The 23,720-nt window shown below is 44.7% G+C and carries 25 protein-coding genes; 20 read left to right on the top strand and 5 right to left on the bottom strand.

The window, feature by feature from the left end:
* The 12 genes from urtE (at position 1) to dhaR (ending at position 11,204) form a co-directional block, all read left to right on the top strand.
* Complete coding sequence (gene urtE / locus MMA19_RS04445; RefSeq protein ID WP_006074656.1) at positions 1-696, top strand: urea ABC transporter ATP-binding subunit UrtE; 696 nt, start codon at positions 1-3, stop codon at positions 694-696.
* Positions 693-1,616 carry an urease accessory protein UreD gene (locus MMA19_RS04440; protein WP_240205595.1) on the top strand — a complete coding sequence of 308 codons (924 nt, stop codon included), beginning with the start codon at positions 693-695 and terminating at the stop codon, positions 1,614-1,616. The genes urtE and MMA19_RS04440 overlap by 4 nt, the downstream gene beginning before the upstream one ends.
* Before the next feature lie 34 nt (positions 1,617-1,650).
* The gene (ureA, locus tag MMA19_RS04435) at positions 1,651-1,953 is read left to right on the top strand and encodes an urease subunit gamma (protein ID WP_006074658.1); all 303 of its coding nucleotides are present in this window, start codon (positions 1,651-1,653) and stop codon (positions 1,951-1,953) included.
* Between the two features lie 10 nt (positions 1,954-1,963).
* Positions 1,964-2,299 (top strand): urease subunit beta, encoded by a 336-nt coding sequence (locus tag MMA19_RS04430; RefSeq protein WP_006074659.1) that lies wholly within the window; start codon positions 1,964-1,966, stop codon positions 2,297-2,299.
* A gap of 31 nt (positions 2,300-2,330) precedes the next feature.
* Positions 2,331-4,034 (top strand): urease subunit alpha, encoded by a 1,704-nt coding sequence (ureC, locus tag MMA19_RS04425; protein WP_240205594.1) that lies wholly within the window; start codon positions 2,331-2,333, stop codon positions 4,032-4,034.
* 34 nt (positions 4,035-4,068) lie between these two features.
* The gene (gene ureE, locus MMA19_RS04420; protein WP_006074661.1) at positions 4,069-4,521 is read left to right on the top strand and encodes an urease accessory protein UreE; all 453 of its coding nucleotides are present in this window, start codon (positions 4,069-4,071) and stop codon (positions 4,519-4,521) included.
* A gap of 41 nt (positions 4,522-4,562) precedes the next feature.
* Complete coding sequence (locus MMA19_RS04415; protein WP_124941372.1) at positions 4,563-5,144, top strand: HupE/UreJ family protein; 582 nt, start codon at positions 4,563-4,565, stop codon at positions 5,142-5,144.
* 33 nt (positions 5,145-5,177) lie between these two features.
* Positions 5,178-5,888, top strand: coding sequence for an urease accessory UreF family protein (locus MMA19_RS04410; protein ID WP_240205840.1), 711 nt, complete (start codon positions 5,178-5,180; stop codon positions 5,886-5,888).
* Positions 5,889-5,917: 29 nt separating this feature from the next.
* Complete coding sequence (gene ureG / locus MMA19_RS04405; protein WP_240205593.1) at positions 5,918-6,541, top strand: urease accessory protein UreG; 624 nt, start codon at positions 5,918-5,920, stop codon at positions 6,539-6,541.
* A 99-nt stretch (positions 6,542-6,640) separates the two neighbouring features.
* A complete protein-coding gene (locus MMA19_RS04400) occupies positions 6,641-7,042 on the top strand; it encodes a DUF4345 domain-containing protein (RefSeq protein ID WP_171390380.1) in 402 nt (133 codons plus the stop codon).
* A gap of 503 nt (positions 7,043-7,545) precedes the next feature.
* The gene (locus tag MMA19_RS04395; protein WP_240205592.1) at positions 7,546-9,111 is read left to right on the top strand and encodes a BCCT family transporter; all 1,566 of its coding nucleotides are present in this window, start codon (positions 7,546-7,548) and stop codon (positions 9,109-9,111) included.
* Between the two features lie 164 nt (positions 9,112-9,275).
* A complete protein-coding gene (dhaR, locus tag MMA19_RS04390; protein ID WP_240205839.1) occupies positions 9,276-11,204 on the top strand; it encodes a dihydroxyacetone kinase operon transcriptional regulator DhaR in 1,929 nt (642 codons plus the stop codon).
* A 35-nt stretch (positions 11,205-11,239) separates the two neighbouring features.
* Here dhaR and dhaL read toward each other — a convergent pair whose 3' ends face one another.
* Together dhaL and dhaK are read right to left on the bottom strand one after the other, a co-directional pair.
* Complete coding sequence (dhaL, locus tag MMA19_RS04385) at positions 11,240-11,875, bottom strand: dihydroxyacetone kinase subunit DhaL (RefSeq protein ID WP_240205591.1); 636 nt, start codon at positions 11,873-11,875, stop codon at positions 11,240-11,242.
* 26 nt (positions 11,876-11,901) lie between these two features.
* Positions 11,902-12,960 carry a dihydroxyacetone kinase subunit DhaK gene (gene dhaK / locus MMA19_RS04380; protein ID WP_088878825.1) on the bottom strand — a complete coding sequence of 353 codons (1,059 nt, stop codon included), beginning with the start codon at positions 12,958-12,960 and terminating at the stop codon, positions 11,902-11,904.
* 346 nt (positions 12,961-13,306) lie between these two features.
* Here dhaK and MMA19_RS04375 point away from each other — a divergent pair, with 346 nt between their 5' ends.
* The 4 genes from MMA19_RS04375 (at position 13,307) to MMA19_RS04360 (ending at position 18,358) form a co-directional block, all read left to right on the top strand.
* The gene (locus MMA19_RS04375) at positions 13,307-14,929 is read left to right on the top strand and encodes a dihydroxyacetone kinase subunit DhaK (RefSeq protein WP_240205590.1); all 1,623 of its coding nucleotides are present in this window, start codon (positions 13,307-13,309) and stop codon (positions 14,927-14,929) included.
* Positions 14,930-15,015: 86 nt separating this feature from the next.
* Positions 15,016-16,314, top strand: coding sequence for an MFS transporter (locus MMA19_RS04370; protein ID WP_240205589.1), 1,299 nt, complete (start codon positions 15,016-15,018; stop codon positions 16,312-16,314).
* Positions 16,315-16,329: 15 nt separating this feature from the next.
* Positions 16,330-17,478 carry a zinc-binding dehydrogenase gene (locus MMA19_RS04365; RefSeq protein ID WP_240205588.1) on the top strand — a complete coding sequence of 383 codons (1,149 nt, stop codon included), beginning with the start codon at positions 16,330-16,332 and terminating at the stop codon, positions 17,476-17,478.
* Between the two features lie 52 nt (positions 17,479-17,530).
* The gene (locus MMA19_RS04360) at positions 17,531-18,358 is read left to right on the top strand and encodes a hypothetical protein (protein WP_088878822.1); all 828 of its coding nucleotides are present in this window, start codon (positions 17,531-17,533) and stop codon (positions 18,356-18,358) included.
* A gap of 94 nt (positions 18,359-18,452) precedes the next feature.
* Here MMA19_RS04360 and MMA19_RS04355 read toward each other — a convergent pair whose 3' ends face one another.
* The 3 genes from MMA19_RS04355 to MMA19_RS04345 all read right to left on the bottom strand — a co-directional run bounded on the left by MMA19_RS04355 (position 18,453) and on the right by MMA19_RS04345 (position 20,255).
* The gene (locus MMA19_RS04355; RefSeq protein WP_006074666.1) at positions 18,453-18,806 is read right to left on the bottom strand and encodes a RidA family protein; all 354 of its coding nucleotides are present in this window, start codon (positions 18,804-18,806) and stop codon (positions 18,453-18,455) included.
* A 43-nt stretch (positions 18,807-18,849) separates the two neighbouring features.
* Positions 18,850-20,037, bottom strand: coding sequence for a hypothetical protein (locus tag MMA19_RS04350; RefSeq protein WP_240205587.1), 1,188 nt, complete (start codon positions 20,035-20,037; stop codon positions 18,850-18,852).
* A gap of 62 nt (positions 20,038-20,099) precedes the next feature.
* The gene (locus tag MMA19_RS04345; RefSeq protein WP_006074668.1) at positions 20,100-20,255 is read right to left on the bottom strand and encodes a DUF3012 domain-containing protein; all 156 of its coding nucleotides are present in this window, start codon (positions 20,253-20,255) and stop codon (positions 20,100-20,102) included.
* Between the two features lie 175 nt (positions 20,256-20,430).
* On the opposite strand from MMA19_RS04345, the gene MMA19_RS04340 reads away from it, so the two are divergent.
* The 4 genes from MMA19_RS04340 to MMA19_RS04325 all read left to right on the top strand — a co-directional run bounded on the left by MMA19_RS04340 (position 20,431) and on the right by MMA19_RS04325 (position 23,673).
* Positions 20,431-21,018, top strand: coding sequence for a TetR/AcrR family transcriptional regulator (locus MMA19_RS04340; RefSeq protein ID WP_240205586.1), 588 nt, complete (start codon positions 20,431-20,433; stop codon positions 21,016-21,018).
* Positions 21,019-21,113: 95 nt separating this feature from the next.
* Complete coding sequence (locus MMA19_RS04335; protein WP_240205585.1) at positions 21,114-22,145, top strand: NADP-dependent oxidoreductase; 1,032 nt, start codon at positions 21,114-21,116, stop codon at positions 22,143-22,145.
* A 116-nt stretch (positions 22,146-22,261) separates the two neighbouring features.
* Positions 22,262-23,098, top strand: coding sequence for a MaoC/PaaZ C-terminal domain-containing protein (locus tag MMA19_RS04330; protein WP_240205584.1), 837 nt, complete (start codon positions 22,262-22,264; stop codon positions 23,096-23,098).
* A gap of 107 nt (positions 23,099-23,205) precedes the next feature.
* The gene (locus tag MMA19_RS04325; RefSeq protein WP_240205583.1) at positions 23,206-23,673 is read left to right on the top strand and encodes a hypothetical protein; all 468 of its coding nucleotides are present in this window, start codon (positions 23,206-23,208) and stop codon (positions 23,671-23,673) included.
* Positions 23,674-23,720: the final 47 nt, after the last annotated feature.

Below are 23,720 nucleotides of genomic sequence, written 5' to 3'. Positions count from 1 at the left end.
ATGTTGCAGATCCAGTCATTGAACCAGTTTTATGGTGAAAGTCATACCTTGTGGGATTTGGACATGTCGATTCCGAAGGGTAAGTGCACCGTACTGATGGGACGAAATGGCGTGGGCAAAACCACGCTACTTCAGTGTGTTATGGGGCTTGTGAAAGTCTCAAGCGGAGATATTCAATTAAACGGAGAGTCGCTACTTAAGCATGACGCAGAATCTCGACCTCGTATGGGTATTGGTTACGTTCCTCAAGGTCGACAGATATTTCCCATGTTGACCGTTCAAGAAAACCTCGAAGTTGGTCTGCCGATTCGTGACAAAGGCGATAGACGCATTCCTGAATTTATTTTCGATTTATTCCCAGTCTTGAAAGAGATGTTACATCGTCGCGGTGGCGATTTGTCGGGCGGTCAGCAGCAACAGCTAGCTATTGGTAGAGCTTTGGTCGTTAATCCAAAACTGTTGATTCTCGATGAACCTACCGAAGGCATACAGCCCAATATCGTCCAGGAGATTGGTGACATCATTAGAATGTTGAATGAAAAGCTTGGCCTAACAGTATTGCTGGTGGAGCAAAAACTGCCTTTTGCCAGAAAAGTAGGAGACCAATTCTGCATTCTGGATCGTGGCAGGCAAGTTGCGGCGGGTGAGATGTCGACCCTAGACGATGCGTTAATTAAGGAGTACCTCACAGTATGAGTTCACCAGCGACAAATCAGAAAGAAATGGACGTCAATTCAAGTACGGCACTTCAGGGTTCGCTTGGACAAGTAATAGACGCTCACACTCAATTTGGTTGGAAAGCGAGTCTCGACTTAACCTTTATTGATCGCGGCGATAAAACGGTATTAAAACACCGCTCTCAACAAGGTCCACTCGCCATTCAGCGCCCTCTGTATCCAGAGGGCAACCCTTGTCATACCTACTTGCTCCATCCTCCCGGAGGAGTCGTTGGTGGAGACACTCTACAGATCAGTGTGCATGCCATTCAAGGAGCCAAATCACTTATTACCACCCCAGGAGCGACCAAATTTTATCGTTCGGAATCTAAATACGCCAAGCAAAAGCAGACATTGCATGTTGCTAGCGGCTCTCGCTTGGAGTGGCTACCGCAAGAGAACATCTTTTTTCCTGATGCACACGTCCGTCTTGATACCGAAATCCATTTGGAGCGTGGTGCACAGTTTTTGGGCTGGGAAATGCACTGTTTTGGGCGGCCTGCACTAAATGAGGGATATAGTGCAGGTCATTTGCTTGGAAAAACAGAGGTTTATCTTGATAAGCAGTTGCTACTGACTGAAGGTTTGAATGTTCGTGGTAATGATAAATTATTGAAAAGTAGAGGCTTATTGAATTATCAAATGATGGGGACGGTTTACGTTTCAATTGATGATGAGGATTTTTACCAATTGGTACAGACCTTGCTCAATAACATGCAACAAGAACACAACGAAGGTGCAGTGTTGATTGCTGCGAGCCAGTTGGAAAATTTACTGGTTATTCGTGCATTGGGAAACTGGAGCGAAGTGATCTTGGCGTGCTTCCAAAAGATCTGGCAGTTGGTTCGCGAGCATTGGACTGGCGACTGTCCTCAGCCTCCAAGAATCTGGGCAACTTGATCTAAATTCAATATTCACGACATAAGGTTATTAAATGGAATTAACCCCAAGAGAGAAGGACAAACTGCTGATTTTTTGCGCCGGGATGTTGGCAAAACAGCGTAAAGAGAAAGGGCTAAAGCTTAACTATCCTGAATCGGTAGCGTTTATTTCAAGTGCCATTTTAGAAGGGGCACGTGAAGGAAAAACTGTCTCAGAATTAATGGACTTCGGACGTACTTTACTCACATCTGACCAAGTTATGGAAGGAGTACCTTCGATGATTCCTGATGTGCAAGTTGAAGCCACGTTCCCCGATGGGACCAAGCTCGTCACTGTCCACGAACCAATTGTTTAGCGGGGGAGTTATGGCAGCGTCGACAGCAAAGTACTCGGGCTTTGTCCCGGGACAAATTGAAACCGCAAAAGGCGATATTAAGCTCAATGCGGGGCGAGATACAGTAACGGTGACCGTTGAAAACCTTGGTGACCGTCCGATTCAGATAGGCTCTCACTACCATTTCTACGAAGTTAACAATGCACTCAGCTTTGATCGTGAAGTGACGCGAGGATTTCGTTTAAACATTGCCGCCGGTACAGCAACGCGTTTTGAGCCCGGACAATCACGTACAGTGGAGCTGGTTGCCTTTGCGGGTAAACGCGAAGTCTACGGATTTCAAGGTAAGGTCATGGGCAGTTTATAAGACGCCTAACTCAAAACAACAAGGAAGAATAATGGCGAGTATTTCTAGGCAAGCCTATGCAGAGATGTTTGGTCCTACAGTGGGTGACCGAGTTCGTTTAGCGGATACTGATCTTTGGTTAGAAGTTGAAAAAGATCTCACGGTATACGGTGATGAAGTTAAGTTTGGCGGTGGCAAAGTCATTCGTGATGGCATGGGGCAAAGTCAATTGCCTAGCAGTCAAACGCCAGATCTCGTTATCACAAACGCGCTGATCCTCGACTATTGGGGAATCGTTAAAGCCGATGTGGCGGTGAAAAACGGCCGTATCGCAGCGATTGGTAAAGCGGGGAATCCCGATATTCAACCCGGTGTCGATATTATTGTTGGCCCCGGAACCGAAGTGTTGGCAGGAGAAGGCGCAATCCTTACCGCTGGGGGCATTGATTCACATATCCACTTTATCTGTCCGCAACAAATCGAAGAAGCGCTTGCATCTGGTGTTACTACCATGATCGGTGGTGGTACCGGGCCGAATACTGGTACTAACGCGACAACTTGTACTCCGGGCCCTTGGAATATGCATCGTATGTTGGAGTCCCTCGACCAATTCCCAATGAATTTTGGTTTGCTAGGGAAAGGCAATGCCAGTCAGCCAGAGGCATTACGTGAGCAGGTAGCCGCAGGTGCGGTTGGTTTAAAATTGCATGAAGACTGGGGAACCACACCTGCTTCTATTGATACTTGTTTGACCGTCGCGGATGAGATGGACGTGCAAGTGGCGATTCACACCGACACATTGAATGAATCGGGCTTTGTTGAATCGACGTTAGGGGCGATTGGTGACCGAGTTATTCATACCTATCACACTGAAGGGGCAGGTGGTGGTCATGCGCCAGATATCATTAAGGCGGCAGGGGAGTCTAACGTGTTGCCTTCTTCTACCAATCCAACCAGACCTTACACCGTAAATACGGTGGATGAACATCTGGACATGCTGATGGTGTGCCATCACCTTTCTCCTTCGATCGCAGAAGATGTTGCCTTCGCCGAGTCGCGTATCCGCCGCGAAACGATCGCCGCGGAAGACATTCTTCACGATCTTGGGGCGTTCTCTATGATCGCGTCAGATTCACAAGCGATGGGACGAGTTGGCGAGGTGATTACTCGCACATGGCAGACCGCGCATAAGATGAAAGTACAACGTAGCAGTTTGCCGCAAGACTCAAGCTATAGCGATAACTTCCGACTGAAGCGTTATATCGCCAAATACACCATTAATCCTGCTATTACCCATGGCATGGCTCATGAAATTGGCTCAATTGAAGTGGGGAAGTTGGCTGATTTGGTTCTTTGGAAACCGGCTTTCTTTGGCGTAAAACCAAGTGTCATTCTCAAAGGTGGCATGATTGCTATGGCGCCAATGGGAGACCCTAACGCCTCGATTCCTACCCCTCAACCTGTTCACTATCGTTCGATGTTTGGTAGCTACGGAAAGGCTTCTCAGCACACATCGATGTTGTTTGTATCTCAAGCGGCACAAAATGCTGGAATAGCTGAGGAACTCGGATTGGACAGCCTCATCGGTGTTGCTAAACAGTGTCGCACTATCAGTAAGGCTGACATGAAGCTGAATGATTGGCAGCCAAATATTGAAGTGGACTCCCAGACTTATCAAGTCCGAGCGGATGGCGAATTGTTGGTCTGTGAACCAGCGGATGTACTGCCAATGGCGCAGCGCTACTTCTTATTTTAATAAAAACAGACAGTTAAGCATTGAGGACAATACAGTGATAGAGCTAGTAGAAATTACCCAACAACCCACGACTCGGCCTCATGCCTTCTTGAGTTTGCCGATTGACAGTCGAATCAAGAGCCGTTTGAAAGTGATTCTCGATGATGGTCGTGATGCAGGGCTGTTTTTGCCCAGAGGCCATATTCTGCGCGGTGGTGAGCAATTAAAAAGCCGCTGCGGCTTAGTCATAGAAGTTAAAGCTGCGCCGGAAAAGGTCTCTTCCATCTATTGTAGTGACCTACATCTGCTAACCCGCGTTGCTTATCACCTAGGCAATCGACATGTACCGCTACAAGTCGAGTTTGGTTGGGTTCGTTACCAACATGATCATGTGCTGGATGAAATGGTCGAAGGGTTAGGCGCCACCGTTTCAGTAGAGCTTGCTCCGTTCGAGCCGGAAGGTGGGGCATACGGCGGCAAGAGTGGCGGTCATCACCATCATCACTAATTAATATCTATTAAGCCCAATAACAAGAAAAGGAATATTCAATGAAATCAAAGTTCGCCAAATCAGTGTTCAAGACAACAACAGCGCTGTCATTTTTAACCCCAGCGTTTGCTTTTGCTCATCCAGGTCACGACTCAATGGCATTCACTAGCGGTTTGCTGCACCCCATCACAGGTGTTGATCACCTTATTATGCTTGTTGCCTTCGGTTTGTTGGTCGGCTGCTTAACGGTAAACAAAGCTCAGAAGATCGGCTTACTTACGGGAGCGCTGATAACTCTTATGGCTGGTTTACTCGCCGGGAAATGGTTTGGTTTAGTCTCTGGTGTGGAGATGGCCATTGTCGCCTCTCTGTTTGTCGTTAGTGCGGCTATCTGGCAAGTATTTAGCGCATCGCAGCAAATGGTGAAGCTGGCTGTTGGTTTGTGTATCGGCATGATGTTCTTTCACGGTTACGCTCACGGCGTTGAAGCGCAAGGCACACTTGGTCAGTTTTCTATGGGAATGGCGATGGGTGCGACGGTGTTAATGGCTGTCGGAATTCAAATTGGCCATTTAGTCGCTTCACGTTGGATGGCGGTTGGTGTTGCGGCGCTGAGTTCTGCATTCTTAATGGCATCTTAATGTATGGCATCAAACGCAGCAGAAAATGACGCGATGGTGTCAAACAAAGGCACATCAAATGCAGCCGTTGTTAGCGGTGATGTTTCTAGTTACCGACTTTTTCAGCTGATAAGCCCATCACTGCCGATTGGCGGGTTTACATACTCGCAAGGATTAGAGTGGGCGGTAGAGGCGTGCTGGGTAACAAATCGCGAATCAATGGAAACCTGGTTGGCTAACATGCTGTTTAACAGTGTTGCGACGTTGGAACTACCCATCATTGAACGTTTGTATGCGGCGGTAGAGTCAAAAGATAGTAAACAAATACAGTGGCTTACGGAACGTCTCTACAGCAGTCGAGAAACCAAAGAGTTACGGGCAGAAGAGCAGCAGCGTGGCCTTGCTTTGAATACGTTACTCAAGCGTCTGGACGTTGAACTACCAGACATTGAACTCAGTGCTTACCCAGCAACACAGCTTCTCGGACTATGCGTCGCTGCAGTGTACTGGAATATCGAGTTAACCGACTTAAAAAAAGGCTACCTATGGAGCTGGGCCGAAAACTTGGTGATGGCTGGCGTTAAACTGGTGCCACTAGGTCAGACCGATGGACAGTTGGCACTTATCAATTTATCAAACCATTTTGCTGAAACATTAGCAATTGCACAGGCGACCGAAGAGTGGATGATTGGCAGCTTCACTCCTGCGGTTTCCATCGCCAGCAGCCTACACGAAACACAATATACCAGACTGTTTCGTTCTTAGAGGAAACAGCGGAGGAGATAGGAAAGACTATGGAAAGTTACAAACAACCATTACGAATTGGCATTGGCGGTCCTGTTGGCTCGGGCAAAACAGCATTACTAGAAGTACTTTGTAAGGCGATTCGCGATAAGTTACATATCGCCGTAGTAACCAATGACATTTATACCCAAGAAGATGCCAAAATCCTGACACGAACAGAAGCATTGGAACCCGATAGAATTATTGGTGTAGAGACTGGTGGTTGCCCCCATACGGCAATTCGTGAAGATGCGTCGATGAACCTTGCAGCGGTAGAGGAGTTAGCAAAGCGCCACAAAAATCTCGATGTGGTCTTTGTTGAAAGTGGTGGCGACAACTTGAGTGCGACCTTTAGCCCAGAGCTTGCAGACCTTACCATCTACGTTATTGATGTAGCGGAGGGAGAAAAAATTCCCCGTAAAGGTGGCCCTGGTATTACGCGTTCAGATCTATTAGTTATCAATAAGATTGACCTTGCCCCTTATGTAGGAGCTTCACTTGAGGTGATGGAACAAGATACGCAAAGAATGCGTCCTGTGAAACCTTATGTGTTTACTAACCTTAAAGAGAGTAAGGGGCTGGATACCATCATCGATTTCATTTTAACAGAGGGTATGCTTGAGTTTCATAGTTAAGAATTCGCTCCCTTAACCACGAACAGCAAAACGAAAATCCCGCATTATTAAGAGATGTGACTTACACTTCTGATAGTTAGCTGCTCTAGCGGGATTTTTATGATACAAGCAAAATTGATGGTTTGGATTACGGCTCTGATTTTTTCTGGTTACGGTGTATTGTTTACACTCTCTCCCAACACTCTATTCGAACGCGTCACTGATAGCGCTCTGTTTTCTTATTCTGCCAGCATTGATGTACGCGCAACTTACGGCGGTATGTCTGTCGCAGTCGGCATCATTCTCATTCTGCTCGTCATAAAAAATGAAACACTGAAAGTGTCGGTGGTCGCATCCACGCTGTTGGCGGGCTTTATGGCACTAGCTCGCACGGTTGGTATTGCAATCGAGTCTCAACCCAACGACACCATGCTGCTGTACCTACTTGCAGAAGCCTTTTTCACAGTATGGGGGCTATTTATTCTTTGGAAGCTGCCAAAACGGAGGTTTTACTTTAAGTAAGCGTATCTTTAGGATGTTTCAAAATGGAATTATTAAGCAAGAGGTGTGTTTCAATGTGAAACGGGCGAGGGCGGAAGTGCGCAATTTAGTGATCGTCTTGGTAGTTTCCAAAAGAGGTAACCCGATTGTTGGGTAAATTGACATAACCATCAAACTTTAGCTGTAAATAGTCGATAGTTTCTTTTTTTATAGAGCTTTCATGAATAGGATAGCTCTCGATTAGAATTATTCGCGGGTAGATAGTTCATAATATGAACGTAATATTGGACGTCGTTTAGACAGAGCTAGACCATATTATAAATCACAATATATAAACCAAGTTTCACATTGGTTTCCTGCTTTAAAAATCAACGAATAGTTAATTTAAAGGGTTTCTCGCTCGATATACTAGGTCATGTCACGCCGTTATTCATGAGGTCTAGAGGGCATGGATAATTATAGATTTGCATTTGCATTTATTATTAATCACCTGCAGCGAAGATCCTAAAATAAAGGATTGATTCATGAGCAACATATTAAGGCTTAAGATCTTTTTGCCGCCACTCTTTTTTCTTATCGTTGCGGTACTTGTTAGTCTTGTTGACCTACCGGCTTTTCTAGAAATTACAACCAGAATCAACGCTTGGATTTTGAACACATTTGATTGGCTGTTTTCAGCTGGGGCATTTGTGATGGTCTTGACTTGTATTGTGGTGTTCTTTTCTCCTTTAGGCCGTGTCACTATAGGTGGTGAGGGTGCAAAACCGATACTAAGTAAATGGCGTTGGGGAGCTATTTCGATTTGTACCACCACTGCGGCAGGTATGTTGTTTTGGGCTACGGCAGAGCCGTTGTACCACCTCTATGCTCCTCCGAAGTCACTTTCCCTACTTCCAGGTTCAGCGCAAGCCGCTGATTTTGCTCTTTCTACCATGTATATGCATTGGTCATTTACACCATTTTCAATCTATGCAATTCCGGCTCTGGCGTTTGCATTGGCGTTCTATAACCTAAGCAGTCGATTTTCCATTAGTGCGGCACTGCAACCAATATTAGGTAAGCGATATTCGATCAAAGTAGGTGGCGTGGTTGATTCAATATCCATGTTTGCTCTGGTAGCTGGAATGGCTTCTTCTTTGGGAACAGGAGCTTTAGTGCTTTCTAGTGGTATTGAAAAGGTCACCGGCTGGGAAAATAGCGCATTGCTATTGGGCTTTGTTATTGCAACCATTGTGGTGTGTTTTGTTGCCTCTTCTGTTTCAGGGTTACACAAAGGAATCGCACGCCTATCTTCTGTGAATACTTGCAGCTTCGTAGTGATAGCTTTAACCGCGTTTTTCTTTGGACCAACTGACGTCATTTTTCACAATGGCAGCCAAGCGTTAGCCAATTATCTGTCTGAGTTTGTAAGCCGAAGCTTCTCACTAAACCTTCAAGATGGAGATAGCTGGACTAAGAGCTGGACGGTATTTTATTGGGCAAATTGGTTAGCCTGGGCTCCAGTCGTGGCATTATTCCTAGGCAGAATAGCTAGGGGACATACGGTTCGCACATTTTTGATTGTGAACCTGGTTATTCCCGCAACATTCTCAATGATGTGGATGGCGATATTCTCAGGAATGATTCTAGAGCTCGATATGAGCAGCAATGGCGCTTACTTTGCTCTGCTGAACGAGAATGGACCCGGAGCAGTAATTTACGGCTTGCTTGACCAGTTACCTCTGCCGATGTTGTTTATCTGCCTATTTATCTTTATTTCTTTCCTAGCTTATGTGACGGCTGCGGATTCGAATACAGAGGCAATCTCTTCTTTATGTATCGAATCGAATGATGAAGACAATGAACGAGCTAAGAAAGCGAAGGCTCAACTAAAGGTGCTATGGGGAAGTGTGATTGCTTTAGTTGCTTGGTCAATGACGGCATTTTCTGGCGTAGATGGCATAAAAATGATGTCTAATTTAGGAGGTTTGCCGGCTTTATTTGTTGTGATTGGGATGAATGCGTCTTTGTTAGTGTGGCTGTGGAAGAGCTACAAAGACCATTTTTCGACATCAAGCTCCATGAATCCTCAAAGGTCGACCAGTCCCTGATATCGTAGATTGTTAATGTATGAATCTAGCGACATAGTACCTTTTGCATAAATTCTGAGCATTAGGAAATAGGGTATCTTAACTGTGATTGAGACACCTAAAAACAGAACACTAACCTTATATACTGTCGGCAATACGGTCTTTCTCCTATGACATCTCATTCAATGCAGTCTATTGAAAATTGCAAAAAGCGCTGGGAATTTTTCCAGAAGCATTTATGGGTCTCCCCTGAGTTTGCTACATCACCTATCTTCCTATCATGGGAGAAGTGCGTAAAGCAGATGAGCGCCTATAAATGGTCTCGTCCTCACATTGCTTCGGGCTATACCTTAGCTTCTTTGAAACGACGTACCGAGCGCATTATTAACTGTGCAGCGACGGTAGTTGAAGATACTTATGATCTATTGCGCGAAGAAAAATTGCTATTGCTAGTGACCGATGACAACGGCTGCGTAATGTTCACGATTGGGCATGAAGAGCTTGAAGCGAAGATGGAGGCGCTCGGCATTAAGGTCGGCTGTTTTTTAAGTGAAGATAAAATTGGTACCAATGCAGTTAGTTTTGTTATGGAAACAAACATGCCAAGCGAGGTCTTTGCAAGCGAGCACTTTAAACGAGATTTGCACGAAATAGGCACCGCAGCAGCACCCATCATAGACGCATATGGCAAGCTTTGTGGAACCATAATGTTGGTGAGAAATGCGCAAGACTATAACAAGGAGAATCTGGTCATTGCATCCTCATGTGCTAGAGAGGTGAGTCTTCAACTGCATATTCAGAATGAACAGGAAAGCATGAATCGGCTCCAGTCTGCTCATAGTGCTGCATTGGATTATATTGATGACGGAATCTTATCTTGGGATGGTGATAACTTAATTTCTTACACTAGCCAGCAAGCAGAGAAGCTGCTGAGTATCAATAACAACGACTTACTTGAGCGAGATGTATTTGACGTTATTCGTTTTGCTCCAAACATCATGTCTTCAATCGAGAAAGGCGAAACAGTACTGCGTAAGAAAACCACTTTTGAAGTCGATGGGCGCTTTATTGAAGCGATTGTTACTTTTCGCTGCATGTCGGATGGGACCAATTTACTCTTTATCCACCCCATAGATAAGTTCAAAGATATGATTCAGCAGCAAGTAGGCGACAATGCTAAATATTCATTTAGCAGTTTGCCATTTGTCTCCAAAAAGATGAAACATGTGCTGAGAGTAGCTAAGCGTGCTATCAACTCTGATATGCCGATACTGATATCTGGTGAAGAAGGTGTAGGGAAGATTGATCTTGCCAAAGCCATTCATAACGAAAGTGATTATAGAGAAGGGCCATTCATTACGTTTAATTGCCGTTCGACGAACGCACATCAGCAATTAAGAGATGTTCTTGGATTCGATGAAGGAGAAGGACAACTTTCGAAATTCGAATTGGCTCAAAACGGCACTTTGTATGTAGAGAACATCGAATACCTTGGAAGTGAATTGCAAGCAGCATTCCTGAAGCTATTAAAAACGGGACTGACCAGCCGTAGTGATAGCCAACGACTTATCACGGCAAAGTTCCAGCTAATCACCAGTACAACATCAAACGTGGCTGAATATGTGTCTCAAGGCGGTTTCTTGAGACAGCTTTTCTATGATATTTCTGCAAATGAATTGACGATACCTCCTTTAAGAAAACGAAAAGACGATCTAGAGCATATGATCTTAAAGTTGGTCAGCACTTACGAGCAGCGCCATAACATAGCGGTCAATATCGACAAGAATGTCATGCCCGTGCTCCTAGATTTTCCTTGGCCTGGCAACAATTCGCAGTTACGCAATCAGATAGAGCGAATACTGCTGAATCGAAGTTCAAATCTGGTAAAACTAATCGACATTCCGGATGAGATTAAGGTGCGTTCTATTACTTATGAAGAGGTCGCTGCGCCAATTCTTACTCTCGAAGAAGTAGAAAAACAGACGATCATTCAAGCTTGGAAAGCATATGAAGGATGCATGCAAGACATCGCCAAAGCGCTAAACATTGGCCGTACCACCTTGTGGCGCAAAGTGAAAAAGTATGAGATCAACAGTATGATGGAACGAGGTTGAGTGCTTAGCCAACCTCGTTTCTCGTTTGTGGTTGGTTAACCCTCTTTTATAGCTTGAACCAGAGCCTGAATCATCATCAGTGATGATGTGGCACCGGGATCTTGGTGACCGACACTAGCTTGCCCTAAGTGGCTAGCAAGTCCCTTTTGGGCTTGCATTTCTATCGTCGATACAGCACTTTTTTCCGCGGTAGACAGCATATCATCCAGCAACTCATCTATCGATACCCCGTTAGCCACGTGCATTTGAGCGCGCTCTATCGTTGGTACCCAAACATCGCATAATGTCTTGTCTCCTAAACGGGCTTTCCCTCTGCTAAGCATCCCATCTACGCCTTTGGTTAGGGCATTGAGGAGCTCTTGAAAGGATAGTTGCTCACGGCTGCCAATGGTTGCAGCAGCACGAACGAACAGCGTGCCATACAATGGGCCACTGGCACCACCTACATTAGACATTAGAGCCATTCCCGTATTCTTCAGTATCGTAGCTATGTTCTGTTTCTCAACCGATGGTAGGTTTTCAGCGACCATTCGAAAGCCTCTATTGAGGTGTTTACCATGATCAGCATCACCAATATCGCGATCTAAGTTGTTGAGAAATAATTGATGTTCGCTATAAGCTTCCGCACATAAAGCAAGCCAATTAACAATGTGCTGTTTTTCGATTTGCATGAGTTGTGTATCCTTACTGCTGCTCGTTACCATCTAAGAGCTGGCGTATCTACGGGGGCGTCAAATAGTTCGATCATCTCCTTGTCGGCTTTCAGAAGCGTAATGGAGAGACCTTCCATATCTAGAGCGGTACAGTAGCTTCCGACCATATTTCTTACAATGTTGAAATTTTCCTGCTGACAACACTTGGCAAGCTGTTGATACGCCACGTATAGTTGCGAAACTGGAGTGCCGCCAAAGCCATTAACGATAACGATATAGTCATGGTCTGGTTCAAATTGTTCAGTGGTGAACTCGGTTTCGTTCCAGTGACTCTCTTCACGATCCCAGACGTTGATGAAGCGCGAATAGGGAGCGTCTTGTACTAAAGTTGTGAACATTTGAGTGACTAGCTCATTCGCATTGGTGTATTCGATGCGTCTCATACCAGGTTCACCATGAATACCAACTCCAAACTCGACTTCGTTGTCTGCAAGTTCGAAGCATGGATTATCTGCTTCAGGCACGATAGGGGCATTAAGTGCGATCCCCAAAGTCCGACAGTTATTGATCACTCGACGGCCTAGTGTTTCGCACTGTTCCAGCGAATAGCCACGCTCGGCTGCTGCACCAACTATTTTTTCAAGTAAAACGGTGCCAGCACCTCCACGGCGTCCCGTGGTATATAAGCTATTTTGCACTGCAATATCATCATCAATTAAAACTGACCCGACTTTAATGCCATCTGCTTGCAGCAGTTCTACGGCCAGTTTGAAATTAAGTACATCTCCGGTGTAGTTCTTAATCAAAAACAGCACACCTTTGTCAGTACTGACGCGACTTGCACATTCGTAAATTTGATCAGGTGTTGCTCGAGTGAAAATCTCGCCGGGACATGCTCCTGTTACCATACCTTTACCTACAAACCCAACGTGCATGGGTTCATGTCCAGAAGCGCCGCCTGATACTAAAGCAACCTGGTTTGGTGAAAGGTCATGCCAAACGTAAAGAGGACTCTCATTAACTTTGATTTCTGGGCGAGAGGCAGTGAGTCCAGCCACTTGATCGAGCACCACTTGTTCGACGTCATTTATTAGTTGTTTCATGTTTTTATCTAAACGCTCTATTTGTAGGGACTGAGACCATCTTATGTCTAGCTAGGAATAGTGGCAATGATTTTGATTTGTTCCCAAATGAAACAGCTGTTTTTTTACTTGAGTTTCAAGTTGAAACAACAGGGTGGCGGCCATTAAAAAAACGTGACGAAATTAAAAGTCACCCCAATAAGAAAATAGCAATGAGTGGATAATTGAAACAACAATCAAAATTCAAAACCAATCTCAACGCTATTACTTCTTAATTTCCAATCTGGCTATTTATTATGACTCCAACGCTAAACGGCACTTGGAAATTTACCAATAAGTAACGCCGTCAATTAACCAAGGGATTAAAATGTCAGATCTTATTTTGAACACGAAGCAATCATTTGTTTTAGATTCTATTTCTGGTTCGCTTTACGCGGCGAAAAACAATAACTTGACCTTATTAGATTTCAATAACGATATTAAAGTCGTTGCTCGTAGCGATTGGCAAAAAGACAAGGTTGCTATTATCTGTGGTGGTGGTTCTGGGCATGAGCCTGCGCATGCGGGGTTTGTTGGCAAAGGTATGCTTACGGCTGCGGTATGTGGTGATTTGTTTGCAGCACCAAGTGTCGACGCTGTGCTTAATGCCATCCTTCATGTAACAGGAGACTCGGGCTGCCTTGTCATTATCAAGAATTATACTGGTGACCGTTTAAATTTCGGGCTTGCTGTAGAGAAAGCAAAAGAGATGGGGTACAAGGTTGACCTGATTGTCGTTGGTGATGATATCTCTATTCCAGAAAACCCTCAGCCACGTGGCATCGCTGGAACCCTATTTGTACAGAAAGTCGCGGGATTCGTTGCGGAGAGTGGGGGTTCGTTAGAGCAGGTGAAGCAAGCGGCGATGGATGCGCATGAGAACACGGCATCGATTGGAGTCGCTCTGACGAGCTGCTCGCTTCCAGGAGAAAGCAAAAACAGAATTGAGCTCGGTAAAGCAGAGTTAGGTCTGGGTATTCACGGCGAGTCGGGTATTGAAACGATTGAGCTACCGACAGCAAATGAGCTTGTTGCTTTGATGGCTAACAAGTTAAATCAAGCGAAACCTACGACGGAAAATGCGCTACTTCTTAATAACTTAGGTGGATTGTCGCCGATAGAAATGAATGTTGTTGCGAAAGCGCTGATGGAGTCTGAAGTCGGTCAGAAAGCCAAGTTTATTGTAAGTGGTGCGCTAATGACTGCGGTTGATATGAAAGGTTTTTCGATTTCAACGATTCAACTTTCAGAAACTATTGAGCCAGCACTTATTGCTGATGTAGAGACAGAGTCCTGGCCAGGTATGGTTGCACATCGTGAGTTGCCAACTTTGGCTTGCGAAAACAGAGTGACTAAGAAGGAATATACCGCTTCCTACGATGAAGAAACTGCGTTGGTGCTGAGAAAAGTCTGCCATTCTATTATCAACATTGAGTCACAGTTGAATCATCTAGACTCGATCGTTGGTGATGGCGATACAGGTTCCACCTTCTCTGCTGGTGCGAGCAAAGTGCTGGCTAAACTGGAGGCCAAGGAGCTACCTCTTCAAGACATCGCTAAATTGATGACAGCGATTGCCGATTGCTTAACGTCTGTGATGGGCGGTTCTTCTGGCGTGTTGCTCTCTATTCTGTTTACTTCAGCTGGTCGTGACTACGACCTTAATGGCTCATTACCAAAAGCTTTGCAAGCGGGTCTTGATCAGATGATGAAATATGGCGGAGCCAAACCAGGCGACCGCACCATGATTGATGCCCTTTACCCCGCTTTAAATCAGTGGGTAGAGCAAGGGTTCGATGCAGCAATTAAAGCAGCAAAAGCGGGCGCAGAAGCGACCGCTAATATGACAAATGCTAACGCTGGCCGTTCTTCATATCTGAATAGCGACAGCTTATCAGGAACCAAAGATCCTGGCGCATTTGCGGTCGAAACAGTATTTAACCAATTCTAATAATAAGTTAACTCCAATCCAATAATAAACGCGTCAATTAGTGCTGACTAATTGACGCTCATAACCGATGAACAAAAGGTAATAATATGAATAAGTCCAATTTGGCGCGATATTTCCAATTCGCGCTCGTAATATTAGCCGCCGGGGCAGTATTTCCCTTGGTTTATTTAAAAGCGCAATATCAAGAAACAATTCTTGAAGTGTTCCAAATGAGTGTTACCGACCTAAACAATATTTACTCCATTCTTGGTTTGGTATTTATCGCAGGTTATTTCCCTAGTGGTGTATTGAGCGATAAGTTCAGTGCTAAATCATTATTGGTCGTAAGTTGCTTAGGTACTGCGGCAGGTGGTTTTTGGTTTGCTCAAACACCTGAATTTGGTGGCGTAGTAGGGTGCTTTATTGTTTGGGGTATCTTCGCGGTACTTACTTTTTGGTCAGCTCATATGAAGCTCACCAAAATGCTGTCAACACCTGAAGAAGAAGGTCGTTTCTTTGGCTTCTTGGATGGAGGGCGCGGTCTAGTCGAGGCAGCTCTGGGTAGTATCGCTCTAGCTCTGTTCACGACGACACTTGGTGAAAGTGTTGCGCTGGCAGATAAAGAGACAGCTCTGAAGTCTGTTATCTACATGTATGTGATTGCGCTAGTCGCTATTGCAGTGCTGGTGGCTTTGTTTGTAAAGCCAGCGGAAGATCGCAATGTAGAAGCTGGGGAAGACGAAAAATTCTGTATGGCTGATGTATCTAAAATCATCCGCAATAAGTTCGTCTGGCTCCAAGGTCTGATTATTTTCTGTGGCTACACGGTTTTCTGGTCAACTTATTACTACGGTGGTCACCTTCAGACAAACCTCGGAATGAGTGCCGTTACGGTAGGTTCAATGATGGTAGGTGTGCTTTGGATGCGTCCAATTGGCGGCTTCTTAGGCGGTTACCTAGCAGATAAAATTGGCAAAGCGACAACGGTCGCGTCTGGCTCAATCCTAGCTTGTATATGCTTATTTTCGCTAGCCATGGTTCCCAACTCTGCGGGCACTACAGTTATCGGCGGCCTAGTGCTTCTAACGGCGGTGTTTGTCTATGTTATTCGCGGCACATACTGGTCTTTACTTGGTCAGGCAAAAATCCCAACAGCACTTACTGGTACCGCAATCGGTGTTATCAGCCTAATTGGCTATCTACCAGATATTTTTATTCCTCAAATGAACAGTGTCCTATGGAGCATGTTCGGCAACGAAGGCGGCTATCGCGCTTACTTTGTGGTCACTGTGATCTTTGGCGTTATTGGCGCTGTCATCGCAATTGCGTTCAATAACATGACTAAGAAAGCAGAAGTCCAATCCAAAACTACACAAGCTCGCAGCGTTGAGCTGCCATCATCATGATTAGAGAGAAAACACATGAAAGTTAATTTACATATCAACAAAGACAAGAATCGTTTTGAAGTTAAAGAAGGCGACAAAACAATGAAGGCAGTGGTCACTATGGGCAATGGTGGTTACGAGATGCTGGAATACAAAGATGTTCCTATGCCGGTTATCAGTGAAGGCGAAGTGCTTATTAAAGTACTTGCAGCTGGCGTGAATAATACCGAAATCAACACGCGACTGGGTTGGTATTCACAGAAGGTGACACAAGGCACGAACAACCTATCTGACGATGAGCATGAGATTGGTGATGCGGCTGAAGAGAAAGACGGTGGCTGGAACGCAGAAACGCCATTCCCATTTATTCAAGGCACGGACTGCGCAGGTCTGGTCGTAGAAGCCAAGGATGAAGCTGACCAACACTTGGTTGGGAAACGTGTACTTATTCGCGCATGTATTCGTCACGAAGGCTTCGATTCTAAAGAGAATATCTGGATGGCTTCTGATTTTGATGGCGCGTTTGCTCAGTACGTGAAAATAACGGCAACGGAAGTCTTCCCTGTGGAATGCGACTGGAGTGATGCTGAGTTAGGCACAATTCCGTGTGCGTATGGCACGTCTGAAAACATGGTGCAACGTTCTGGTGTGAAAGCAGGTGACCGCGTTTATGTGGCGGGCGCTTCAGGTGGTGTTGGTTCTGCTGTAGTGCAACTTGCGAAACGTCGTGGTGCGTATGTCATTGGTGCTGCAGAAGGCGAAGATAAAATTGAACGTGTACGTTCATATGGTGCGGATGAAGTGATTGATTTTGGCCGACATGCACTTGAGGTTCTTGGTGAAATGTCAGTAGACATCATTATAGATAACGTTGCAGGCGAAAACTTCGCAAACAATCTAAAAATGCTGAAACGTGGTGGCCGCTATGCATCCTCAGGTGCGATTGCTGGACCTTTGGTAGAACTTGATTTTCGCACCATGTATCTACGAGATCTAACGCTTATCGGTTGTACTGGTTGGGATGAACCTGTGTTTCCAAGTTTGATCGAAGCGATTGAAAAAGGCGAGATCAAACCTGCGCTCTCTAAAACATTCTCGCTTTCTCAAATCGTTGAAGCTCAAGAGGAACTTCAGAGTCGCAAACATGTAGGTAAGCTTGTCCTTATCCCTGACCACGAAGATTAATTTATTCTGGCCGGGGCTCTCAATGCTTCGGCCTTTTTGAGAGGAAATTAAGATGTCTATTTTTGAGAAAGTTCACGAGCTCAAGCACCCAACTTTGACTAAGGAGAACTGGGGGGAAGAGCAGCCGCTTGTACGATTCAATTTTCTTGGTAAAGAGCTGGATATTAGTCAGCCTTCATCAACATTCTGGGTATATTTACTCGGTGTGATCGTTACGCTAGTTGGTGTTCAATTCCTTGTTATGCAAGATGGTCAAATGTCCCGTATTTGGTGGGGGATTTCGATGATCCTTTGGGGCGTTGGCGCGATCATCGCTGGTACCAGTTATCAGGCATTCGGTTATGAGCTTAAGGCCAAGCACAGAGAAGAGTGTTCGTGGACGACATGGTGGGAAGTGATCTATCTTATCTTCCAACAAGTTAGTATGAATGCAATGACAGTTGCGATTGCCTACTCCTCAATACCTCCCGAGTCAATTTGGTTCGATATCTTCATTTGGTATGCCGCATTAATGACGGTTGGCTACACCATTATTACGTTCTGGGGAGCGTTTACGGCAACTAAGTCGGTCATCACGTTTGAGTTTATGATGTTCGCATCTTTGCCAAGCTTCATCGCTTTCATTTTCATCAATACTGTTAGCTACATCAAAACGGGCGCGACTTACGATTTGTTATGCATGATTTCATGGGCGCTCATTTATGCCTCTTACTACTTCTATGATAAGTACTGGAAAATGGGTATCGGTGAGGTTCTTTGGAAACAGAAGAAAATCTGGTTCTCTGAGAATGATGTGCTTCATGTCATCCTTGTCGTCTGGTCGCTGGTTATGATTGCTGTTCCGTTCTATACATTGGATTACGTTAACTTGATTCAATAATCAGCTTGTTATAAGACTAAACTAAAACGCCTGATAAACGTCATCAGGCGTTTTTGCCAACTATGTTTACTTGAGCATTCAAACTCGAGCCAAGTTACTGACGCTCAGCTGCAACAAACGCAATCTCAACTAGCAAGTTAGGGTCAGCGAGCTCTACTTTCACACATGCTCGACTTGGTGCAGTGCCTTCAGCAAACCATTCATCCCATACTTCGTTAAATGCATCAAAATTGGCAAAGTCAGTAAGAAAGATGGTTGCGGATAGAATGCGTGATTTATCGCTGTTCATCTGCGTTAACATCTGCTCTGCTTGTTCGAAAATCTGTTGTGTCTGACCTTTTACGTCGGCAGAGGTGTCCGCTTCTGCGACTTCCACAAAGTGACCGATTCCATTAAATACAGTGATATCAGACCAACGTTTACTTGGGTTTATTCTATTGATTGTCATGGTTTTTTCTCATATCAAAAAGACGTTGTATTGTACTTTAAAGTTACAAGTAGGCTAAGCTAATTTCCTGCCACTTATCGTTTCCAATAATACCGGTGACTTGGTTTACAAAGGCATCCGGAAGGTTGAAGTCGTTGCCTGTTTGTAACAATGGGATGAGTGTATCGAGAGAGCTTTGATTCGCTTGTAGTTGCTCGTCGAGCGTTTGCCAGAACGCGGGACCTTTAACATAAAACAACGGGTAATATTGCATGTCGTTCTCGATGGATACTTTTTTACCCGCTTCTATCAATCCTACATTTCCAAGGTGCTGAAACTCTTTCGATGCCTTTTCCCAGTTTTTGACGGGCGAAGGCTTGTTGCTTAAGTCGGTAAATTGTAGGGATTTGATAGCGTAATATTCAGCTAACCCCTCTTCTGCCCATACGGGTAATGAGCGAGACCCCATGAAATGAACTGACTCATGGGCTATCACTTTTGCAAGATGAAACATACTGTCCTTGGCAAAAGCCCCCTTGTCAGTGAGCACATTGCTTAAAAGGATATTGTATCCAGCCGCACCTGAAACGTTGCGTTGGCTTTTGTCTTTAGAGAAATAGATGAGCTGCCACTGATGTGGTTGTTTGTCATTAAAGACAGTGCTCAGATAATTCAGTTGATGCGTTAAGTTTTGCAACCATGAACCGTTAGATTTAAGTAACGGCAAGGCATTACTTTTCACTACGACGGTAGAAGAACCGATATTCATACGCTCATAGGGCATACCCCAAACCACAAAAAGAGGCGGCTGCTCTGAGTTAGGCATAGCGCTGCAGACGTTGTTTGGGTCGCAAACTTCAATGTCTTGCCCTTGAATGGTGGGCAGCGAGTTCCACTCGCTCAAAAAGTGCCAGCCTTCATTTGGCTCATAGGTATTAACTTGTTGTGCAGGTTCGAATTCGTCAGATGTTTTTGCTTCAAATCTGACAATCCAGGATATTTGGCGATAGGAAGTAGGAGAGTCAAAACTGACGGTTGTACTTTGTCCACTGTTTGAGAGGCACTGGATGTCAGGGACATCTGACGGGCTGGTGGTTCGTGGCTTGGAAAGTTGGAATGTTCCAATGTCAGAGGTATCCGCCTGAATCGTAACTTGCTTTGAGTCGGCGTCGTGAGTAGTTATTTGATACTTAACTGCGGCATGAGTAGAGAAGGAGAGCCACGCTAAGGTGACAATAAGTGAGCGTATCATTTTGAAGTCCCATTGTTTTTTAAATGGGACTATCTAAGGCTATTTTGGTTCAGTCAGATTGACTAAAAGATACAATGTTTAGCGTAATCACTCGCTTCGTTCGCTGTCCAGTCGCCTTTTGGTTTTTCTTTCATGTCTTTACACCACGCTTCGCTGCCGACTTCAGTGCAAGCCATCAGCGGCAAAGTGAGCAAAAACATCAATACGATTTTTTTCATCATTCCCTCGTTTTTCTGAAGATGCCAGATTGAAAGGGATTGTAACTCAAAAAACAAAGGTAAGTCATGCTTGGGTCACTGTGGTTGCAGTAACAATACGTTTGTACCGAACTGTGAAAGATGATTACATTACAAATCACTAGACGACTGGTCTAATTGTTTGTATGGTAGCGGCATGAATGCAAAAACAAACGAAACAAGACAGCATATCCTTGATGTGGGGTATCAGTTAATACTATCGAAAGGCTTTACTGCGGTGGGTTTGTCGGAGTTATTGAGAGCAGCAGATGTACCGAAAGGGTCGTTTTATCATTACTTTAAGTCTAAAGAGCACTTCGGAGAAGTTTTGATTGCCTGTTATTTTGAAGGCTATATGGAACGTATTGAAGCTCTGTTCTGTAGTGAAAACGGCACCGGTTATGAACGTTTAATGAGCTATTTCAATCGCTGGCTTGATGTTGAAGCGGGACGCTGCAATGCACATAAATGCTTAGTAGTTAAGTTAGGTGCTGAAGTCTCTGATTTGTCTGAAACCATGCGTTCGGAGCTACTGACTGGAGCGGGGCGAATCGTTGCAGCAATTGCAAAGTGTATTGAGTTAGGTATCGAGGATGGCTCTATTACTGTTCAAGATAGCTTAAGCACTGCCAGTACCGTCTACCAACAATGGTTAGGTGCAAGTCTGCTGAGTAAGCTCAGCCAAGACACGGCACAGTTAAGGGTAGCTCTATCAATGACCGAGCACCTGTTAAAGCATAAATAATTAATTTATAACCTGTTTATACAACAGGTTTTTTTATCAAACAAAACTAGACGACTGGTCTAATATTTAAAGCAAAGGAACAAAAGGGAATCAAGATGTCACAAGAAAATAACCGAAGAATTGTCTTAGCTTCACGCCCTGTGGGTGCACCGGTAAATGAGAACTTCCGTTTGGAGTCGGCGGTAATTCCTGAGCCAAAAGATGGGGAAATGCTGTTGAGAGCGATTTATCTGTCTCTTGACCCTTACATGCGAGGTCGAATGAGTGCTGCAGAGTCATATGCGGATCCGGTTGCCTTGGATGAGGTCATGGTCGGCGCAACGGTTTGTCAGGTTGAGCAATCAAACAATGGAAACTTTGAGCAAGGCGATTGGGTTCTGGCTTATACAGGATGGCAAGATTACGCCATCTCTAATGGTGAAGGGCTAGTGAAACTGGGTAAGAACCCAAGTCATCCTTCATTTGCACTTGGTATAATGGGGATGCCTGGTTTTACCGCTTACATGGGCCTTTTGGATATTGGTCAACCTAAAGCGGGTGACACTGTGGTTGTGGCTGCCGCAACTGGACCAGTTGGTGCAACGGTAGGTCAAATCGCGAAACTGAAAGGTTGCAAAGTCGTCGGCATAGCGGGCGGTGCCGAGAAGTGTCAGCACGCAAAAGAGGTACTGGGTTTTGATGAGTGTTTAGACCATAAATCAGATGACCTGGCGCAGCAACTTGCTGAAGCTTGCGGTGATGGCATCGATGTCTATTTCGAAAACGTTGGTGGTAAAGTATTCGATGCGGTGTTGCCATTGTTAAATACGGGTGCGCGCATCCCTGTATGTGGTTTGATTTCTCAATACAATGCAACGTCATTACCTGAAGGGCCTGATCGCATGTCAATGTTGGTAGCAACTTTGCTGATTAAGCGAATCAAGATGCAAGGCTTCATCATTTTTGATGACTACGCACACCGTTATGATGAGTTTGCATCTCAGATGGGACAATGGCTTGCAGAAGGTAAAATCAAGTATAAAGAACACCTAGTTGATGGTTTTGAAAATACACCAGAAGCTTTTATGGGCTTATTGGAAGGTAAAAACTTCGGTAAACTGGTTATCAAGATGAACGAGCCGAAATAATCATTCGGCAACCAGGTATGGCATCTAGCGCCTCTCATATTAGAGGCGCTATTGCATTGGAGCAAGACAAGGTAAACTAGGCTCAATCAGTAACTGCCACGTTTACGGTACTTTCAATGCACATTGATGCTTCTCGCTCCAGTCGATATTCCACTCTACTATTCAAAGCCTTACTGAAACGAATTGATGTCAATGCTATTACTTGTATTGGGCCGCTATCGCTAACCAATTCAAATTTCCATTTTGATTCAGAAAAGCTTCAGCGTTATAAGGACTACTTCGGCTTTAGCAAAGGCTCCGTACCATTACCGTTTCTATTTGTTGCCACTCAAAATGAGCAATTGCAACTGTTCACTCATCCAAATACCTCTATTCGTCCTCTAGGGTTAGTTCATACCTATATAGAGTTTGAGCAGTTTGATGAGCTCGACGGTGAACAAAGTTACGAGTTTCAACTGGAGTTACAAGCAGAGCAAAAAACTGACCGTGGATTGAGTTTTGAATTGCATGGAGCTTTTTATCGCTCAGGACAGATGATTGCGAGGTATCGATCTGGTTACTTGATGCCGATTAAACGCAAAAACGTGAGATCTAAGAATAGTCCCCCTGCGCTGTCGACCTCGTTGCCTGAACTAGCCACGTTTACTGTTAGCGTCAGCCAAGCACGAGAGTACGCAAAATTATCGGGAGACTATAATCCAATCCATCTGGCTCGATGGTCAGCTAAATTATTTGGATTTAATAGGCCGATCATTCATGGGATGTATATGGTGGCTAAACTTTTGACAACTGGAGACGATTCAACCGCTCTTCGTAATGTGGGTTTTGCATTCAAGAAGCCCGTTTTAATGCCAACGGAAGTACAAGTGGTTCAAGATAAAGAACAAATCTTATGTATTAACAGTGAAGGAAAATGCTTTATTGAAATGGTGCTTAACAAGACATGTAAATAGTCGATGTTAGTACTGATAATAGCGACATTAACATACAATAACAGACAATAAACCGAGTAGACTTTTTGTAGCATAGCGTTCCCCATGTTGTATTCGGAAAAACTGGTATGGTACGCCGCATCGTGTTGCTCATTGTTCTTATCGCAACTAGCTTTACTGTGTTTGCGATAGAAAAATCTGTCAAAGAAGAAAATCATAAGGCTGATGAATGGAAAGGTGGTGTTGACGTTACCTTTGCGGGTTGGACTGAGCACTTAACGTCTACGGGCAGAAACCAAGATAACTACATCGTTGGTGTTCGATACAAAAGATGGGAAGCATTTACGCTACTAAACAGTTTCGATACGCGTTCGTATATCTTGTCTTACCACCCTCAGTTCGACTGGACGCCTTGGGCAAAAGTTGGCATAAGATTGGGGGGGATTACAGGATACACAAAAGAGCAGAACAGCGTACAGCTTGGTGGTATCACTCCAGTGTTTGCTCCGACTCTAACATTACATTATAAGCATTTGGGATTTGAAACTGCCCTGTTTACAGATGTGTTGGTATTCTCTCTGAAAGTCATGATTTAAGTGGAGCGCTTGCTCCACTTTTTCAGGTGATATTCTTTTTCAGCGCC

Source organism: Vibrio sp. CyArs1 (genome assembly GCF_022432925.1).
Classification (GTDB): Bacteria; Pseudomonadota; Gammaproteobacteria; order Enterobacterales; family Vibrionaceae; genus Vibrio; species Vibrio mediterranei.
The sequence above is the reverse complement of the archived record's forward strand: the minus strand, read 5'-3'. Positions and strand labels throughout refer to the sequence as shown.

What these genes read in the sequence shown, in the direction of transcription:
- ureA (WP_006074658.1), top strand. Translation starts at nt 1,651, where the DNA reads ATGGAATTAACCCCAAGAGAGAAGGACAAACTGCTGATTTTTTGCGCC.
- MMA19_RS04355 (WP_006074666.1), bottom strand. Translation starts at nt 18,806, where the DNA reads ATGACAATCAATAGAATAAACCCAAGTAAACGTTGGTCTGATATCACT.
- urtE (WP_006074656.1), top strand. Translation starts at nt 1, where the DNA reads ATGTTGCAGATCCAGTCATTGAACCAGTTTTATGGTGAAAGTCATACC.
- MMA19_RS04375 (WP_240205590.1), top strand. Translation starts at nt 13,307, where the DNA reads ATGTCAGATCTTATTTTGAACACGAAGCAATCATTTGTTTTAGATTCT.
- dhaR (WP_240205839.1), top strand. Translation starts at nt 9,276, where the DNA reads ATGCAGTCTATTGAAAATTGCAAAAAGCGCTGGGAATTTTTCCAGAAG.
- MMA19_RS04350 (WP_240205587.1), bottom strand. Translation starts at nt 20,037, where the DNA reads ATGATACGCTCACTTATTGTCACCTTAGCGTGGCTCTCCTTCTCTACT.
- MMA19_RS04360 (WP_088878822.1), top strand. Translation starts at nt 17,531, where the DNA reads ATGTCTATTTTTGAGAAAGTTCACGAGCTCAAGCACCCAACTTTGACT.
- MMA19_RS04430 (WP_006074659.1), top strand. Translation starts at nt 1,964, where the DNA reads ATGGCAGCGTCGACAGCAAAGTACTCGGGCTTTGTCCCGGGACAAATT.
- MMA19_RS04340 (WP_240205586.1), top strand. Translation starts at nt 20,431, where the DNA reads ATGAATGCAAAAACAAACGAAACAAGACAGCATATCCTTGATGTGGGG.
- MMA19_RS04325 (WP_240205583.1), top strand. Translation starts at nt 23,206, where the DNA reads ATGGTACGCCGCATCGTGTTGCTCATTGTTCTTATCGCAACTAGCTTT.
- MMA19_RS04440 (WP_240205595.1), top strand. Translation starts at nt 693, where the DNA reads ATGAGTTCACCAGCGACAAATCAGAAAGAAATGGACGTCAATTCAAGT.
- MMA19_RS04400 (WP_171390380.1), top strand. Translation starts at nt 6,641, where the DNA reads ATGATACAAGCAAAATTGATGGTTTGGATTACGGCTCTGATTTTTTCT.
- MMA19_RS04410 (WP_240205840.1), top strand. Translation starts at nt 5,178, where the DNA reads ATGGTGTCAAACAAAGGCACATCAAATGCAGCCGTTGTTAGCGGTGAT.
- ureC (WP_240205594.1), top strand. Translation starts at nt 2,331, where the DNA reads ATGGCGAGTATTTCTAGGCAAGCCTATGCAGAGATGTTTGGTCCTACA.
- MMA19_RS04395 (WP_240205592.1), top strand. Translation starts at nt 7,546, where the DNA reads ATGAGCAACATATTAAGGCTTAAGATCTTTTTGCCGCCACTCTTTTTT.
- MMA19_RS04370 (WP_240205589.1), top strand. Translation starts at nt 15,016, where the DNA reads ATGAATAAGTCCAATTTGGCGCGATATTTCCAATTCGCGCTCGTAATA.
- dhaK (WP_088878825.1), bottom strand. Translation starts at nt 12,960, where the DNA reads ATGAAACAACTAATAAATGACGTCGAACAAGTGGTGCTCGATCAAGTG.
- MMA19_RS04415 (WP_124941372.1), top strand. Translation starts at nt 4,563, where the DNA reads ATGAAATCAAAGTTCGCCAAATCAGTGTTCAAGACAACAACAGCGCTG.
- MMA19_RS04345 (WP_006074668.1), bottom strand. Translation starts at nt 20,255, where the DNA reads ATGAAAAAAATCGTATTGATGTTTTTGCTCACTTTGCCGCTGATGGCT.
- MMA19_RS04335 (WP_240205585.1), top strand. Translation starts at nt 21,114, where the DNA reads ATGTCACAAGAAAATAACCGAAGAATTGTCTTAGCTTCACGCCCTGTG.
- ureG (WP_240205593.1), top strand. Translation starts at nt 5,918, where the DNA reads ATGGAAAGTTACAAACAACCATTACGAATTGGCATTGGCGGTCCTGTT.
- dhaL (WP_240205591.1), bottom strand. Translation starts at nt 11,875, where the DNA reads ATGCAAATCGAAAAACAGCACATTGTTAATTGGCTTGCTTTATGTGCG.
- MMA19_RS04365 (WP_240205588.1), top strand. Translation starts at nt 16,330, where the DNA reads ATGAAAGTTAATTTACATATCAACAAAGACAAGAATCGTTTTGAAGTT.
- MMA19_RS04330 (WP_240205584.1), top strand. Translation starts at nt 22,262, where the DNA reads ATGCACATTGATGCTTCTCGCTCCAGTCGATATTCCACTCTACTATTC.